Below are 16215 nucleotides of genomic sequence, written 5' to 3'. Positions count from 1 at the left end.
GCGTCGGGTAACCCCGTCACGCCGCGCGGTCGAGCGCGCGGCGCGAGAGGACGGCCCTCGCGGCGTCCCGCGCGCTGGCGAGGCTCGCGTCGGCGAGCATGCCCGCCGGCCCGACCCAGTCGCCCGCGAGGAAGAGCCCGTCGAGATCCGGGACGCGGACGCCGGGGCGCCCTGCGTGGCCGCCTCCCTCCGCCGTGACCACGGCGTTGGAGACGATGAGCGAGGGCAGGAAGCGGCGCTCGACGATCGCGTCGCGGTAGCCGGGCTGCGCGCGGTCGAGCAGATCCTCGAGCTCGCGCTCGGGGTCGCGGCCGGCGAGCTCGGGGCTGTACTGGGCGGTGTGGATCACGGCGCCGCCCGCGGGGGCGATGCGCGCGGCGTCGGAGTGGACCGACAGGTAGAGCGGGCGGTCGATGCCGAGCACGAAGCCCGGGCGCGTGCGAGGGAGCCTCGACAGGGCGACGTCGAGGCACGCGGCGCGGACCGGGACGGCGCGCTCGGCGTGCGCGGCGAGCGCCGTGCTCGTAGGCACGAGCGCGGCCACGGCGCGCGGGCTCGCGGCGATGAGCACGGCGCCGGCGCCGAGGCGGTCGCCGTTCGCGAGCTCCACGGCGGAGACGGCGCCGCCCTCGGCCGCGATCTGCGTCGCGCGCACGCCGCTGAAGATCTCCACGCCGGCCGCCACGGCAGCGTCGCGCAGGCCGTCGACGAGGGTCCTCCAGCCGCCGTCGAGGTAGAGAACGCCGTGGCTCAGGGCGAGCTGCACCTGCGCGAGCGCCGCGCCGGCGCTCTGGCGATCGTCGTCGGCGCAGTACGTCGACAGCCGGACGAGCGCGCTGACGAAGCGGCGCACCTCGGGCGTCCGGAAGGCGTCGCGGAGCCAGGCCGAGACCGGGACCGACGCGAGCGGCGCGGGGTTCGCCGCGGCGAGGCTGCCAAGGACGCGCCCCATCTCGACCTTCGCGGCGAGGGGGAAGAGGCCCGTCGTGAGGAGCGACAAGGCGCCGGACGGCAGGGTGTGGAGGGCGCCGCGGTCGAGCGCGAGCGCGCCCGACTGGGAGGGCGGCGCGCCGGTGAACCGGACGCCGAGCTCGCGGAGCACCTCGTGCGCCGCGCCCCCGCGGTAGAGCGCGTGGGCGCCGAGGTTCAGCGAGAAGCCGTGGCTCTCCTGCGTGGAGGCGCGGCCGCCCGGCGCGTGCGCCTTCTCGACGAGGGCGACCGACCGACCCGCCCGGCCCAGGTACGCCGCCGCGGCCAGGCCCGCGAGCCCGCCGCCGATCACCACCACGTCTTTTGTAGTACGCATCACATGACCCCTTTCCTGGCGGTACCACGATCGGGGGGCCGGAAAGGTTACGCGCGCCGGGTCGAATTTTGGGGGCGGTCTCTGGCAGGGCGAGGGGAAGGGCGACGGAGGAACGCCCCCGCGCGCCGCTGGCAGGCGCGGGGGCGCGGGTCGCTCAGGTGGCGCGGACGAGGGGCGTGTCGACGAGGTGCTCCGAGAGGAACCACACGTGCATCTCGTTCATGCGGAGGACTTCACCCATGAGCAGGTCGGCGGTGCCGGCGTCGTCACCCGTCGCCGTCACCTTCAACGCCTCGTGCGTGTCCGTAAGGACCACCTCGTGGGCGTCGAGCAGGCGCGAGATCTGCACCGGCACCTGCTCGCGGCCGCGGGCCGGCCGCTCGACTCTCGTCATCTCCACGACGTCGTGCGCCATCGCCACCGCGATGCCGCCCAGCGTCTGCACCCGCTCGCCGAGCAGATCGATGAGCGTGTTCTGCTCATTGAAGTGCTTATCGAACAGGAGGTGGAGCTGGTAGAAGGTCGGTCCGGACACCTGCCAGTGGTGCTTCTTGTACATGTCGCGCAGGACGAGCGTGTCCGCCAGGACCTGATTCAACGCGTTGACGCTCGCAATGCGAGTCTTCGCGCTCAGCGCCAGCTGATACTCCACGACCGTCCCGAAAGGCTGGATCTCGGCGCCCCGCTGCCGGAGTAGCGGCTGGGCCTCGAAAGCTCGCGTCTGTCCGTGCTTGCCACGTTGTTTCAGGATCTTCGATGCCATGATTCCCCCCGTGTGATCGATCCACCCAGTACATAGAGCGGCAGCTCGCTATGTCCAAGGTCGCAGACCCGGAATCGTCTCCGCGCCGGGCGGCGGGCTGCTGGCCGCGCAACGGTCCGCGCGCCGCGCCGCATCGGCCGCTCGCATCCGGCCGGGATTTCGTGCAAAGTCCAGCGCAGCATGAAACGGCTCCTGCTCACCAGCGCGCTGCCCTACGCCAACGGGCACATCCACATCGGCCACCTCGTCGAGTACACCCAGACCGACATCTTTGCCCGTTATTGGCGGATGACCGGGCGGAGGTGCATTTACCTGTGCGCCGACGACACCCACGGCACGGCCATCATGATCCGCGCTCGGCAAGAGGGGCGGAGCGAGGCCGACGTCATCGCGGACATGAGCGCGGCGCACCAGCGCGATTTCGCGGCGTTCCAGATCCGGTTCGACCACTACGGCAGCACGAACTCCCCCGCGAACCGCGCGCTGTGCGAGGAGATCTGGGCGTCGCTGCGCGAGCGCGGCATGGTGACCACGAAGGAGGTCACGCAGCTCTTCGATCCGCAGGAGGGCATGTTCCTGGCGGATCGCTTCGTCAAGGGCACCTGCCCGAAGTGCGCGGCCCCGGACCAGTACGGCGATAGCTGCGACCGGTGCGGCTCGACCTACGCCGCGACCGATCTGGTCGAGCCGAGGAGCGCGCTCACGGGCGCGCGGCCCGAGGTGCGGAGCGCGCAGCACCTCATGGTGGCCATCGAGCCGGAGCGGCCGTTCCTGTCGACCTGGACGCAGGGCGAGGGGCGGATGCCGAAGGAGATCGCGAACTACCTCGCGGGGCACTTCCTGTCGGAGCCGCTCCGCGACTGGGACGTATCGCGCCCCGCGCCGTACTTCGGGTTCGAGATCCCCGACGCGCCAGGGAACTACTGGTATGTCTGGTTCGACGCGCCGATAGGGTACATGGCCGCGAGCAAGGAGTGGTGCGACCGGGAAGGCGAGGCGTTCGACGACTGGTGGCGATCCGAGGAGACGGAGGTCGTCCACGTCATCGGGAAGGACATCGTGTATTTCCACACGCTCTTCTGGCCGGCGATGCTGAAGAGCGCGCGCTTCTCGCTGCCGTCGCGCGTGCAGGTGCACGGGTTCCTCACCGTGAACGGAGAGAAGATGTCGAAGAGCAAGGGCACCTTCGTGCTGGCCTCGACGTACCTGAAGCACCTCGACCCGGCGTACCTCCGTTATTACTACGCGAGCAAGCTGAGCTCGAAGGTCGACGACATCGATCTGAACCTGGAAGAGCTCGTGAACAAGGTGAACGCCGAGCTCGTGAACAAGGTCGTGAACCTGGCGAGCCGGTCGTCGCGCTTCGTGGCGCAGGCGGGGCTGTCGGCGGTCTACCCGGAGGACGGGGGCCTGTTCGCGGCGGCGGCGGCGGAGGGCGACGCGATCGGGGCGGCGTACGCGGCGTTCGACTATGCGCGTGCGACGAGGAGCATCGTGGCGCTGGCGGACCGGGCGAACGAGTATGTCGACCGGATGCAGCCGTGGGCGCTGGCGAAGCAGCCCGAGAAGAAGGCGGAGGTGCAGGCCGTTTGCACCGTGGCGCTCAACCTGTTCCGGCAGATCGTGCTCTACCTGGCGCCGGTGCTGCCGAAGCTGGCCGACGACGTCGGGCGGCTGCTCGGGTGCCCCATGGACCGGTGGGAGCTCGCGAAGACGCCGCTTGTGGGGACGCCTGTGGCCGCGTATGAGCACCTCATGAAGCGGGTCGAGCCGGGCGCAGTGGAGAAGATGATCGCGGAGGGCCGCCCTGCCGAGGAGGCGGCGGCGCCGGGCGGCGCGGCGGGGGCGAGCGCCGAGGCGGGCCAGGCGGCGGCCGGCGGCGCGGCCGCGGAGGACGACGGCGCGGCGCTCGCCAAGGAGCCGCTCGCGCCGGAGTGTACGATCGACGATTTCAGCAAGGTCGACCTGCGCGTCGCGCGAATCGTCGCGGCGGAGCACGTGCCCGAGGCGAAGAAGCTGCTCAAGCTGACCGTCTCGCTCGGCGGGGAGGCGCGGAGGACGGTGTTCGCCGGGATCAAGGCGTATTACAAGCCGGAAGATCTCATCGGGAGGCTCGTCATCGTGTGCGCCAACCTGGCGCCGCGGAAGATGAAGTTCGGCCTCAGCGAGGGGATGGTGCTCGCGGCGGGGGACGAGACGGTGCATCTCCTGTCGCCGGACTCGGGGGCGAAGCCGGGGATGCGGGTGCATTGAGACGGCTGGCGGCTACGCGGGCTCGGTGGGCCGCGCAGCCGCCGCACTGCGCGGTGCCGAATGGCAAGCCCTGCGCCCGGCGCTGGGCGCTCACCAACCTGGCGCACCGACTCGGCCCCGGCGCCACGAAGGAAGATGTTGCCAGGCTCTTCCAGGAAGAGGGCTACACGCCTCATACCTCCGTCCAGGGACACCCGCCAAAGAACCTGACTAAGACCGGGCCCTGGAACGGGGAGTCGACCTACAACCCGGGTACACGGAAGATTTTCATGAACGCAGGAAGACGTTGATGAACGGCCCTTCCGGGCAGCAGGCCGCGCTGTCATCCCTGCGCGGCCCGGAGGGCGGTCTTGCGCGGTCGCACGGCGGGCTCGCCGCCTTCTGGCGGTCCGTCGCCGAGGACGTCCTTCTCGACCCTGCTCCGCAGGAAACCCGTACGCTGCTCGGCGCCCTCGATGCCTGGTTCACGGGGGGGCCTGCCTGCGCGCTCGTCGCGGGCGCGGACCCGAGCTTCCGCTCTGCCCTGCTTTCGCGATGGGCCCTGTCGGTGGCCGAGCGCCGGGCCGCGGAGGTGATCTTCGTGCCTGTCAGCGCTCGCTTCGGGACCGCGGTCGAGCGCGACATGCTGAAGCTGCTCTTCGGCCTGTTCAAGGGATCGCCGACGGCCATGTTCAGCCGTCCGCGGAGCCCGGGGGAGCTGAGGGCGGCCATTCGGCTGGCTCTGGGTGGTGTCGGATGGGTATCCTCGGTGCCTGACGAGGAGAACCCCCAATTGCTCGTGGTCCTCGACGGCCTCGAACGCGCTGCCGACGCGTGGCCGGATCCACGAGAGCCTTTCCTGCGCGACCCCGGCGACGGTGCGCATATCGTCGTGTCCGTCGACTCCGAGGTGTACGCGCCGAGCGGTGTGTCGTGGCGCGAACGGCTCGCGTGGGCGGCGGAGGAGACGACCCTGATGTCATTCCCGGCGGATCGTACACCGCCCGACGAGGCTACCAGGGCACGGCACGCTCTGGCGTCCTCGGGTGAGGAGGGAGCGCTCGCCGCGCGTGCCTTCGACGCGCTTGCAGCGATCCTTGCTCCCGTGTCGCCTGGCGATCTCGTGCGAGCGGTGGGCGTTGACCTGGCTGAGCTCGAGGCGTTCGAGCGCGCTCCGGATCCGGCGCGCCGGCTCGTCGTCACGGATGACGGAGGAGCCTACCGGTTCCGAGATGACGCGGCGCGCGCCCACTGGGCGGCGCCTCATCGCCTCGCGGCCATCGAGGACGACATCGTCGATCGTGGTTTATCGACGCTGCGTGCGTGCAAGGCGGCTTCCGAGCCGCACGTCGCGTGGCCCCCGTACCTCGTGGAGTACCTCGGCACTCACATGACGCGGCGAGGTGCTGGGGTGACCGATTGCATGGCTCTTGTCTCACCGACGTGGCTCAGGGCCTGGATGGACAAGCCGGGAGGACTCGTGGGATTTTTGGCGGACGTCCAGCGGGCGCGTCGCGCTGCGACGGATGCGCTCCTCCAGGCCTGTCGCTTCGGGACCGAGAGCGATCCATGTGCCAGCGTCGAGAGGGCCGCTCGTGTGTGCGATGTCATCTGGTGCGCGCTCGTGGATGGGGCGCTCTGCGCGAAAGAGGGCAGCCGCGATGAAGAGCGCGACCCTGCCGAGCCCTACAGCCTGTTTCGCCGCCGAAGGCGGTTCCGGTGTGGCCCGACGGGGCGCCCTCCGCCGCCGCGTCGCCCGCGGTGAAGGGCTCGCGGCATCACCGGTTCCACCGTACGGCCACGCTGCATGCGCCGCGCTTTCGTGGACCAGTCACCACGTCATCGACGCCGAACGCGACGTGCTGCATCGCCTTCGCGCGCTCCAAAGCTCTGTACGAGGGGCAGGAAGAGCTCGTCGACGATGGACTGGATGCGTGAGGGCTTCAGCGGCTTGAGATCCATGAGCAGGTCGTGCCGCACGAGGTCGTACGGCAGGGCGAGCACGGCGGAGGGAATGCGCTCGAGGTCGATCTCACCGCGGTCGTGGGCGCGCTGGTAGGGGACGCGGACACGCGGCGTCCGGGTGCCCATGACCTTGTCGCGCACCTGCGAGGGGGTCAGGCCGGTGCCGGCCAGCAACCCCGAGAAGGCGGCGGCCGCGGCGATGGCGAAGAAGCCGGCGAGGGCGTCGCTCAGGGCCGTCAGGTGGGCGAGCAGGTCGCTGCGCAGGGCGCCGGTGTCGGGGACCGCGACCGGGTTGGCGTCGCGGCGGTGCTGGATGGCGGCGAACACCAGCTCGTCCTTGTTCGCCCAGCGACGGTACAGGACCGCGATCCCCGTGCGAGCGCGCGCGGCGACCGACTCCATGGTCAGGTTCGCGAAGCCGACCTCGACCAGCTCCTCCCAGGTCGCGTCGAGCAGATCGGCCTCGAGCTGCGCGCCGCGTCGCCTGCGGCGCGCTCGCGATCGTGTTCCTGTCGTCATGGCCCCGATTGTTTAGAGAGATTTTCATTTCTTATCAACGCCGCGGATGATAAGAGATGGATCGCTCTCTTCAACCGGAGGCTGACGATGGCGGATCCCGAGGCGTGCGCAGTGCTGATCGTCGGCGCCGGCCCGACCGGGCTGACGCTGGCCTGCGAGCTCGCCCGCAGCGGCGTGTCCTTCCGCCTGATCGAGGCCGCCCCAGGCCCGCGGCCCGGCTCGCGCGGCAAGGGCATCCAGCCGCGCACGCTCGAGGTCTTCGACGATCTCGGCATCGTCGATCGCGTGATCGCCCACGGCCGGATGGCGATGCCGCTCCGCTCCACGGCTCCCGACGGCCGGGTGACGCTGGGCGGCGCCGTCCCCGAGGCGTTGACGGGTCGCTCCGACATCCCCTATCCGGCGAGCCTGATCACGCCCCAGTGGCGCACCGAGGAAGCGCTGCGGCTGCGGCTCTTGGAGCTCGGCGGCGCGGTCGAGTTCGGCGCTGCGCTCGCGAGCTTCGAGCAGTCCGACGAAGGCGTGTCGGCGGTGGTCGTCAAGGGCGGTGAGGCGGAGACGGTCGCCGCGCGCTGGCTGATCGGCTGCGACGGCGGCCACAGCGTCGTCCGCAAGCAGGCCGGCATCGCGTTCGAGGGCGAGACCCGCGAGGAAGTGCGGATGATCGTCGCCGACGTCGGCGTCGACGGCCTCGACCGCGACGCCTGGCACATCTGGTGGCACGAGGAGGGCGTCGTCGGCCTGTGCCCGCTGCCCTCGACCGACGTCTTCCAGTATCACGCCGTCGTCGCGCCGCGACAGGACCCCGAGCTCAGCCTCGCGAACATGCTGGCGATCCTCGAGCGGCGGAGCGGCCGCACCGACCTCCGGCTCCACGAGCCGATATGGTCGTCGCTGTGGCGCGCGAATGTCCGCCTCGTCGACAGATATCGCGAGGGTCGCGTGTTCCTCGCGGGCGACGCGGCGCACATCCACTCGCCCGCCGGCGGCCAGGGGATGAACACGGGCATCCAGGACGCGCACAACCTCGGCTGGAAGCTGGCGGCTGTCGCGAAGGGCGCCTCGCCGGCATTGCTCGACAGCTACGAGGCCGAGCGGCGACCGATCGCAGCCGGCGTGCTCGCGCTCTCGAACTCACGCCTCCAGCAGGTGCTCGAGCGGAAGGACGTCGCCATCCGCCGCGATGCGAGCGTCACCCAGCTCGACATCCATTACCGCGGCTCTAGCCTGGCGCGCGACGACCGCGACGCGGCTGCCCTGCTCCGCGCCGGCGACCGCGCCCCCGACGCGACGAAGCTGACCACGGTGCAAGGTGAACGCCGGCTGTTCGAGCTGACGCGCGGCGGGCGCTTCACGTTGCTGAGCTTCGGGCCCGCGCCGGCGATCGGCGCCTCAGCCTCCGACCTGAGGACGCTCCATGTCGTCGGACAGCCGACGGGCCCCGACGACGTAGCCGACACCGCTGGCCATCTCGCCCGCGCCTACGGCGCGACGGAGCGCACCCTCGTGCTCATCCGCCCCGACGGCTACGTCGCGCTGATCTCCGACGCCGGCGACGCCTCGGCAGTCTCGGACCATCTCGCTGCGTTCAGCTGAGCGTTGCGATGGCGGGTCTGCGACGGGCGCGACAGAGAAGCGCAAACCCGATGTGAGCGAAGTGCGTTCTGGCAGCGGCGAGGGCCATGAGGGAGTTTGGTGCCAGCCGACCGTTGCTTCGACGATGCGAAGCGTGGTCACGGGACGACCAGCACTGGAGCGCCCTTGCGGACCACGTAAGATATGACGAACTTGAGCGGCTTCGTGGCGCTCGTGTTCTTGAACATCACGTGGGGCACGTTCGGCAAGTCCCGAAAGCTCTGCCCTTCGCGGACCTCGATGGTCTTGCCGCCCTCGAAGGTGGATTCGAAGCTGCCGCTCACCACGTACCCGACGCCAGGCGCCGGGTGGTGGTGCGGCGGCGCCGCGACGCCGGGCGCATACTCGATGAGGTACATCCGCGTCTCCCACCCGGGAAGCTCCTGCAAGTCCGACTGATCGAGCAGCGTGCGCGAGATCCCCTGGGCAGTTTTCGGTTCCTGGGCGCGCTCCGCGCTTCCTGCGGAGCCTGGCGCGGTCGTCGCCGGAGCTCGTGCATTCGGGGGCGCTTGCACCGCAGGCGAGGCAAGTTGGTTGGCGTTGGCCGCCGGCACTGGAGCCGCGCCGCCCTCGGTTTCCTGCGTTCGAACGATCGGCGTCGCCTCCGGCCCGTTCAGCGGGAGCTTCGAGTCAGCGGACACAGGCGCCGGCGACGGTTGCGTCGCACAAGCGCTCACCAGAAGGAGCAACAACGCCGCACCGCCGAACAACGTCGATGGAAACTTGCAATCGAGCACGCTCTTTCCCATGGCACTCCTCTTCCAAGTCGAACCGTCCGGGGCGAGCTCAGAGCTGCGTGGCGATTGCGGCAACTGCCGCCGCCGAGCGCCTCTTCACCGCACACTTCCTGACAGGGCCCTCACGCGTCTCCGCATCAGGAGAGGTTCTTGGAACGCCCCTCCCACACAACTACATTTGTAGTTCACGGCTTGCCGCTTGTCAACGGTCCAAAGCAGGGGGACACGCCCCGGTCAGGGGCAGCGTCTCGGAGAAGGCCAGCAGTCGGGCCGGTTGCAACCAATCACCGGCAGGCTCACGCCTTGGATGCGATCGCGTCGCATGCTGCGGCGTAGCCGCTGCGCGCGGGCGATCAACTACACAAAATCTGTTCTTTTTTTGCGACTTTGCGGCTTTGCGACTTTGCGTTGAAATCTCTCTCCGGATCCCTGGCCGGACCTCTGGCGGGCGAAACTAGCTCTCTTCACCGATAAGGCCCTGCCGCCGGCGCTCCCGGCAGCCGGCAGGAGCCGCTCGCGCAGGAGGGGTGACCGAACCAGCCCGCGAGCCACTTCCTGTTGCCCGACAGCGCGTGGAAGAAGCGCTCCGCCATCTTCGAGAGCGTGTCGCCGCTCAGCCGGTACGACCACTCGCGGTACCCCTCGAGCGCCCAGAGCGCCACGATGAAGGCCGCGGGGCCGGCCCAGACCTCGCCGCGATCGCTGATCACGACGAGCTCCTCGCCGAGCCAGGGCACGGCCCCGTACCGCTCCGCCGCCTCGGGCGAGCCGGCGGGCAGGAACTCCATCTCGACCAGCGCCGCCTGGTGCTCCATCCAGTGGCGGCACCGCGCGCACAGCGCGCATTCGGCGTCATAGAGCACGGTGATTCGCTCGATCATGGCCCGCTCTCCTCGCAGCGCGGAGGCCAGGGCGCCTGGCCGCGCCGCCAGCGCGAGGCGCCACGGCGCCCCGCGCCCGCGTCTGCGCTGGTCACGCCGAGACCTCCGCGACGGCCCGCCGGCGCTGTCGCTGCGCGGCCATCTCCTCTTCCGCGCGCTCCGTGCGCGGATCGATGCGCATCTGCGGCGCGACCGGAGGCGGCAGGACCGCGAGCTTCGCGCGGCGGCGGATGCGGTGGAACACGAGGAGGTTCGTGAAGTGCATCAGCGCGAGCGAGAGCAAGAGCAGGCCCAGCTTCGACGACAGCACCTCGACCGCCTCCGTCAGCGTCGCCGAGCCTTCCGCCTTCAGGATCAGCGACGCATACCCCAGGTTCACCAGGTAGAACCCCACCACGAGCAGGCGGTTCACCGCCTCGGCCATCCTCGGGTTGTCGGCGAACACCTCCTCCAGGAACACCGATCCATTCTTGAACAGCGTGCGGGCGATCCAGATCGTCAGTCCGACGCTGATGACCGCATAGGCCCCGTACACCGCGATGAGATAGCTTTCGACCGCGTCTGCCATGGTTCGTCTCCTCGATAGGCCTCTCAGCAGCGCCCGTGCCATCGGCGGGATCCGCGCCGATCGGGCGCATCGAGGCGCGGCGGCGGGCCGCGGTGCCCAGGCCATGGGCAGGCCGGTGTCCACGCCGTGGACACCTCGCGCCCCCGGGGCCTCTGGCGCTATCGTCGGGGCTTCCTACCCCGCCGAGGCCGTGTGAGACCCCTGGTCGCTCTCGCGTACTACCCGCTCTGGGCCGCTGCCGTGACCGTCGCGGTCACCGCGCTGCGGCTCGGGCGCAACGTGGGCCGCGGCCTCGTCGCCCTCTGCTTCTTCCTCGCCTTCTGGGTCACAGGGCTCATCCTGCTCGAGACCGACGGCACGCTCGCCCTCGCCGAGCACGTCATTCCGAGCGGGATCATCGTGTCCGCGGGCCTCGCCCACGCCTACGCCGACGTCGCCGGCGCCTCGCGCCGCCCCGTCGCCCTGGCCTACGCCGTGAGCGCCGCGGTCGCGCTGCTCGGGGCCGTGGACCCGCGCCTCCTCTACGGCCCTGCGGCCCGCTCGCCGGGACCGCTGTTCTTCCCGCTCTCGGTCGTCATGGCCGTCGCCTGGGTCGTGGTCGCCGTTCACATCGGGCGCGCGGCGCTCGCGGCCCGGGGGCTCCAGCGGCGGCGCATCGCCGCGCTCTTCTTCGGCAGCGTGCTCGCGACGCTCGGGGGCGGCTTCGTCGTGGTGCTGCGCGTGCTCCGGCTGGGCGACGTGCTCCTCGGCGCGCCGCTCCTGCTCCTCGCCATCCTGCTCGTGGCCTACGCCGTGCTCATCGGCGAGCTGGGCCGCTCCCGCCGCGTCTTCGCGCAGGGGCTCGCCTACGCCGGCCTGACGGCGCTCGTCTCGACGCTCGGGCTCGTTGTCTTCTTCAAGGTCCTGCCCGCGCTCGCGCCGGGCGGCGGCGCGTCGCTCGGCTGGCTCGCCTTCGTCGTCTTCCTCGCCGCGCTCCCGTCCGACCCGCTGCGCATGCTCGTCGTGGAGCACCTCGGGCGCCGGCTGTTCTCGAGGCCCATCGGCGTCCGCGACCTCGCCGACGAGATCGAGCGCGTCGAGGTGCGCGCCGACCACGCCGAGCGGCTCGCGGAGCTCGGCCGCCTCGCGAGCGCGGTCGCGCACGAGATCCGCAATCCGCTCGGGGTCATCGCCGCGCAGGCGAAGCTGCTCGAGCGGCAGGGCGCCAGGCCCGAGACCGTGGCGTCGCTGCGCGCCCAGGTCGACCGGGCGAGGCGCTTCCTCGACGATCTCCTCCGCTACAGCCGCCCGAGGCCGCTCGAGGTGAGCGAGGTCGACGTGCTCTCCACGCTGCGGCTCGCGGCGAGCCAGGTCCGGCAGATCGTCGGCGAGGGCGCGCCGCCCATCGAGGTGGCGTCCGAGTCAGGCGGGTCGATCTTCGTCGAGGCCGATCGCGGGGCGTTCCTCGACGTCGCGACGGCGCTGCTGCAGAACGCGGCCATCGCGCTCGACGGGAGCCCCGAGGGGCGGATCCGGGCGGTGGTCACGCGCGGCGAGGGCGGCTTCGTTGTCGTGCGCGTGGAGGACAACGGCCCGGGGGTGCCGGCCGAGATCGAGGCGATGCTGTTCCAGCCGTTCGTGACGGGGCGGGGGCGAGACGCGAAGCACCCGGGCACGGGCCTCGGCCTGGCCGTCGCGGCACGCTGGCTGGAGCGGCACGGGGGAGCGCTGCGCCACGAGCGCGCCCCGGGGGGCGGCGCGCGCTTCGAGGCGCGGTGGCCCGAGAGGGCGGCGGAGGCGGCGGGGTGAGGTGGTATCGGGGCAGTTGAACGGAAGGGAAACGACGTGAGAAGCAGGGATTTCATCAGCTCGTCCGCTGCGCTGGGGGCGGCGGCGTTGATCCTCGCCGGCTGCGGCGCGAACGAAGGCGACGGCCTTGGCAAAGCACGACTGGCTGTCGGACAGGATCTCGTTTCGGAGGCGGAGCCCAACGGGACGGCGTTGCAGGCGAACGCCATCTCCGGCGACACGGTCGTGCGCGCCAACCTCGTTCCGGACGGCGATGCGGATCTCTTCTCGTTCCAGGCGCCCGCCGGGAGCCGTGTCTACGCGGCCGTGATGTCCGCGTCTTCCACCGCGTCGCAGGACGCCGACCTCGACATCCTCGATCAGGACGGCACGACCGTGCTGGAGACCGACGTCTTCAACGGGTCGTTCGGGGGCTTGTCGCCTAGCATCGCGGGCACGCCCCTCGCGACCGCAGGAAGGTATTACGCGCGCGTGCGCGTGCCCTCCGCGACCGTCCAGGTGCGCCCCTACGACCTCCACCTCAAGGTGCAGAGCGGCGTGCCCATGGCGGAGGTCGAGCCGAACGACACGACACCGCAGGCGCTCCCCGCGACCGGCTGGATCGCTGGCACGCACAGCGGCGCGACCGATGTCGACAGCTATTCGCTCTCCCTCAACGCCGGCGACACCCTCTTCGCGAGCCTCGATCAGGACCCGACGCGCGACCTCACGCAGTTCGCCGCCGCGCTCGCGATCGGCCCCTTCGGGTCCGGGTTCGACATCCAGGTGGACAACCAGTCCGGGCCTGTCGAGACACCGTACTCGGACGCCATCTTCGCGACGGTGAAGGCAGCGGGCACCTACAGGGTGACGGTGACGGGCTCGGTGACGGCGGGTGATTACGGGCTCAGCGTGAGCGTGCATCCGGCGGCGCCGAGCGTGGGGTGCACCACGTACGACAGCGCGAACGTGCCCCGGGACATCGTCTTCGGAGCGCCCACGACGTCGTTCATCGACGTCCCGGGCGCGCCCCGTATTGGTGACCTGAACGTGAGCATCCGGCTCAGCCATCCCATGCCCCCCGACGTGGACGTGTACCTCGTCTCGCCGGCCGGCAACACCAACGGTCTCTTCACCGATATCGGCAGCAGGACCTACCCGAACCTCGAACTCACGATCGACGACGAGGCTGCGTTCCCGGCCGGACACTTCACCCTGCTGAACGGCATGATGGTGCAGCCGGAGCTCGACTACCGCTTGCACTGGTTCGATGGGGAGACCGCTGGAGGCCGGTGGACGCTCACGCTCCGGGACGATACGGACAACTCGAACAACCTCGGCGCGTTGTCCGCGTGGAGCCTCACGATCTGCGACGCGCCGATCCCCGCGCCCTCCTGCTCGAGCGGCGACGCCCCGGCCGCCCTGCTGTCGGCGGACTTCGAGGGCGGCGCGCAGGGCTTCACGCACGCCGGTACGGCCGACGCGTGGGCGGTCGGCACACCGAGCGCCGCGCCGATCGCGACGTGCAACGGCGGGACGCAATGCTGGAAGACGAACCTCTCGGGCGTGTACAACGCGAGCTCGAATCAGGATCTCGTCTCGCCGCCGATCGACCTGTCCGGGGTGGAGGCGCCCATCCAGCTCCGCTGGGCGATGAAGTACCAGCTCGACAATGCATCCTCGGACCACGGGTGGGTGGAGATCCGGGAGGTCGGGGGTGCGAGCGCCAGGCGTCTCTGGGAGTTCCTCGATGCATCGATGACCACGACCGTCGGTAGCTCCAACCTGGTGCTCCAGGAGAGCGCGGGATGGGGCACGCACTACGCCGACGTCAGCGGATACGCCGGAAAGCGAGTCGAGGTGGTGTTCCACCTCGACAGCGACGCGAGCGTCCAGCTCGCCGGTCTCGCGATCGACGACGTGTCGGTCCTGGGCTGCCCGCGCCGCAGCACGGGCGAAGGCGGCGGTACCGGCGGCGGAAGCACCACGGGTGAGAGCGGCGCGACGGGCAGCGGCGCTGGCGACGCGGGGACCGGCACCGCCACGGCGACCGGCGGCGCCGTCACGAGCGGCGCAAGCACCACGGGCGAAGGCGGCGCGACCGGCAGCGGCGCCGGCGGCGCAGGGGTCGGCGGCGCCGCGGCGGGCAGCGGCGGCAGCACCACGGGCGAAGGCGGCGCGACCGGCAGCGGCGCCGGCGGCGCGGCGACCGGCACCGCCACGGCGGCCAGCGGCGCCGGCACGAGCGGCGGCAGCACCACGGGCGAAGGCGGCGCGACCGGCAGCGGCGCCGGCGGCGCGGCGACCGGCACCCCCGCGTCGGGCACCGGCGCGGGCGCCGGCTCGAACGGCGACCCATCCGCCAGCAGCGACAAGACGAGCGGCTGCGGGTGCCGCTTCGTGGGAGGTGACGAGCCCCCGTGGCCATGGCCCGCGGCGCTCGCGCTCATCGCGCTGGCCCGGATACGTTGTAAGCGGTTGCGCTCGCAAAGCTCCTGAGGAGATCCTGCCCAGATGACCCCTGAAACCGTCGATATCCTCGATCCGGACCTCTACCTCGCTGGCGCGCCGCACGATCGCTTCGAGATCCTCCGCCGGGAGGCGCCCGTCTACTGGCACCCCGAGCCGGCGGGCAGGGGCTTCTGGGCGATCACGCGGCACGCCGACGTCGCCCGCATCTCGCGCGATCCGGCCGCGTTCTGCTCGGGGCGCGGCCTCTTCATCGAGGATCTCCCGCCGGGGGACATGCGCGACAACCCCGATGTCATGATCATGATGGATCCGCCCCGGCACGGCCGGTTCCGGGCGCTGGTCAGCAAGGGGTTCACGCCCCGTGTCATCCAGCGCCTCGAAAGCCACGTGCGGGAGCTCGTGACGAGGCTCATCGACGACGCCTGCGAGCGCGGCGGGTGCGACTTCGCCAGCGACATCGCGGGCAAGCTGCCTCTCTCCGTGATCCTCGAGGTGCTCGGCGTCCCCCGCGAGGATCAGGAGCAGATGCTCGACTGGACGACGCGGTTCTTCGGGGCCAGCGATCCGGCCTATGGCGTCACGCCCGAGGAGCTGAACGCCGTGCTCCACAACATGAACGCCTATGCGCACGGGCTCGCCGAGCAGCGGCGGAAGGAGCCCAAGGACGACATGCTGAGCTTGCTCATGGCCGCCGAGGTGGACGGCGAGAAGCTCTCCTACACGGAGTTCGGCGGCTTCTTCAACTTGCTGCTCACGGCCGGCCACGACACCACGAAGAACCTCATCTCAAACGGGATGCTCGCGCTCCTCGAGCACCCCGACCAGCGCCGGCGCCTGCTCGACGATCCCTCGCTCCTCCCGACCGCCATCGAGGAGATGCTGCGCTTCACGCCGCCGGTCTATTACTTCCGGCGCTCCGCGGTGCGAGACACCGAGATAGGCGGGCAGCGGATCGCCGCCGGGGACAAGGTGGTGCTGTGGTACGTCTCGGCCAACCGCGACGAGGCGGTCTTCAGCGATCCGCAGAAATTCGATGTCGGCCGGACGCCCAACGAGCACCTCTCCTTCGGCATCGGCCCGCACGTGTGCCTGGGCCTCGTGCTCGCGCGCCTGGAAGCGCGGGTCGCCTTCGAGGAGCTCCTGCGCAGGCTCCCCGATCTCGAGCTCGCCGGGCCGGCGGTGCGGCTCCGCTCGAACTGGGTGAGCGGCGTGAAAGCGATGCCGGTCCGGTGCGCGCGCCCCGCCAGGTAGCGCGCGGCGGCGAGAAATAGGCGTCCCGTGCTGGGAATGGGCGCGAGCGACGGCGAACGAGCACGTCTCCGCGATCGGTGCGTCGGGGAATGCCAGGGCCGGCGGTCGGCCGAATGCCG

12 protein-coding genes are annotated in these 16215 nt (G+C 70.9%); 6 read left to right on the top strand and 6 right to left on the bottom strand.

What is annotated here, in order from left to right; translation table 11 throughout:
- Positions 1 to 16 precede the first annotated feature (16 nt).
- Both WMF29_RS41895 and WMF29_RS41890 read right to left on the bottom strand, forming a co-directional pair.
- Positions 17 to 1306 (bottom strand): phytoene desaturase family protein, encoded by a 1290-nt coding sequence (locus WMF29_RS41895; protein ID WP_437325679.1) that lies wholly within the window; start codon positions 1304 to 1306, stop codon positions 17 to 19.
- Positions 1307 to 1460: 154 nt separating this feature from the next.
- Entirely contained in the window at positions 1461 to 2069 is a 609-nt protein-coding gene (locus WMF29_RS41890; RefSeq protein ID WP_437325678.1) for a Dps family protein, read from the bottom strand.
- 180 nt (positions 2070 to 2249) lie between these two features.
- On the opposite strand from WMF29_RS41890, the gene metG reads away from it, so the two are divergent.
- Together metG and WMF29_RS41880 are read left to right on the top strand one after the other, a co-directional pair.
- Entirely contained in the window at positions 2250 to 4322 is a 2073-nt protein-coding gene (metG, locus tag WMF29_RS41885) for a methionine--tRNA ligase (RefSeq protein WP_437325677.1), read from the top strand.
- Between the two features lie 289 nt (positions 4323 to 4611).
- Entirely contained in the window at positions 4612 to 6066 is a 1455-nt protein-coding gene (locus tag WMF29_RS41880; protein WP_437325676.1) for a hypothetical protein, read from the top strand.
- Positions 6067 to 6140: 74 nt separating this feature from the next.
- On the opposite strand, the gene WMF29_RS41875 is transcribed toward WMF29_RS41880, so the two are convergent.
- Complete coding sequence (locus tag WMF29_RS41875; RefSeq protein ID WP_437325675.1) at positions 6141 to 6785, bottom strand: TetR/AcrR family transcriptional regulator; 645 nt, start codon at positions 6783 to 6785, stop codon at positions 6141 to 6143.
- Positions 6786 to 6872: 87 nt separating this feature from the next.
- Here WMF29_RS41875 and WMF29_RS41870 point away from each other — a divergent pair, with 87 nt between their 5' ends.
- Positions 6873 to 8381 (top strand): FAD-dependent oxidoreductase, encoded by a 1509-nt coding sequence (locus WMF29_RS41870; RefSeq protein ID WP_437325674.1) that lies wholly within the window; start codon positions 6873 to 6875, stop codon positions 8379 to 8381.
- Between the two features lie 137 nt (positions 8382 to 8518).
- Here WMF29_RS41870 and WMF29_RS41865 read toward each other — a convergent pair whose 3' ends face one another.
- From WMF29_RS41865 to WMF29_RS41855, 3 genes are all read right to left on the bottom strand, one after another.
- Positions 8519 to 8809, bottom strand: a complete 291-nt coding sequence (locus WMF29_RS41865) for a cupin domain-containing protein (RefSeq protein ID WP_437325673.1) — start codon at positions 8807 to 8809, stop codon at positions 8519 to 8521.
- Between the two features lie 812 nt (positions 8810 to 9621).
- A complete protein-coding gene (locus WMF29_RS41860; RefSeq protein WP_272102190.1) occupies positions 9622 to 10038 on the bottom strand; it encodes a thiol-disulfide oxidoreductase DCC family protein in 417 nt (138 codons plus the stop codon).
- A 91-nt stretch (positions 10039 to 10129) separates the two neighbouring features.
- On the bottom strand, positions 10130 to 10606 hold the full coding sequence (locus WMF29_RS41855; protein WP_437325672.1) for a hypothetical protein: 477 nt from the start codon (positions 10604 to 10606) through the stop codon (positions 10130 to 10132).
- 192 nt (positions 10607 to 10798) lie between these two features.
- On the opposite strand from WMF29_RS41855, the gene WMF29_RS41850 reads away from it, so the two are divergent.
- From WMF29_RS41850 to WMF29_RS41840, 3 genes are read left to right on the top strand one after another with little or no spacing between them, the layout of a single operon-like run.
- A complete protein-coding gene (locus WMF29_RS41850; RefSeq protein WP_437325671.1) occupies positions 10799 to 12394 on the top strand; it encodes an ATP-binding protein in 1596 nt (531 codons plus the stop codon).
- A 36-nt stretch (positions 12395 to 12430) separates the two neighbouring features.
- The gene (locus WMF29_RS41845) at positions 12431 to 14872 is read left to right on the top strand and encodes a proprotein convertase P-domain-containing protein (RefSeq protein ID WP_437325670.1); all 2442 of its coding nucleotides are present in this window, start codon (positions 12431 to 12433) and stop codon (positions 14870 to 14872) included.
- A gap of 15 nt (positions 14873 to 14887) precedes the next feature.
- Positions 14888 to 16096, top strand: coding sequence for a cytochrome P450 (locus WMF29_RS41840; RefSeq protein WP_437325669.1), 1209 nt, complete (start codon positions 14888 to 14890; stop codon positions 16094 to 16096).
- The last annotated feature ends 119 nt before the right edge of the window (positions 16097 to 16215 follow it).

The sequence above is a fragment of the Sorangium sp. So ce381 genome (assembly GCF_051473845.1).
Classification (GTDB): domain Bacteria; phylum Myxococcota_A; class Polyangia; order Polyangiales; family Polyangiaceae; genus Sorangium; species Sorangium atrum.
Note: the sequence above shows the minus strand (reverse complement) of the source record. Positions and strands in the feature narration are given on the sequence as shown.

Bases quoted from the DNA above. Each gene is read 5' to 3' on its own strand.
- WMF29_RS41895 (WP_437325679.1), bottom strand. From the start codon at position 1,306: ATGCGTACTACAAAAGACGTGGTGGTGATCGGCGGCGGGCTCGCGGGC.
- WMF29_RS41890 (WP_437325678.1), bottom strand. From the start codon at position 2,069: ATGGCATCGAAGATCCTGAAACAACGTGGCAAGCACGGACAGACGCGA.
- metG (WP_437325677.1), top strand. From the start codon at position 2,250: ATGAAACGGCTCCTGCTCACCAGCGCGCTGCCCTACGCCAACGGGCAC.
- WMF29_RS41880 (WP_437325676.1), top strand. From the start codon at position 4,612: ATGAACGGCCCTTCCGGGCAGCAGGCCGCGCTGTCATCCCTGCGCGGC.
- WMF29_RS41875 (WP_437325675.1), bottom strand. From the start codon at position 6,785: ATGACGACAGGAACACGATCGCGAGCGCGCCGCAGGCGACGCGGCGCG.
- WMF29_RS41870 (WP_437325674.1), top strand. From the start codon at position 6,873: ATGGCGGATCCCGAGGCGTGCGCAGTGCTGATCGTCGGCGCCGGCCCG.
- WMF29_RS41860 (WP_272102190.1), bottom strand. From the start codon at position 10,038: ATGATCGAGCGAATCACCGTGCTCTATGACGCCGAATGCGCGCTGTGC.
- WMF29_RS41855 (WP_437325672.1), bottom strand. From the start codon at position 10,606: ATGGCAGACGCGGTCGAAAGCTATCTCATCGCGGTGTACGGGGCCTAT.
- WMF29_RS41840 (WP_437325669.1), top strand. From the start codon at position 14,888: ATGACCCCTGAAACCGTCGATATCCTCGATCCGGACCTCTACCTCGCT.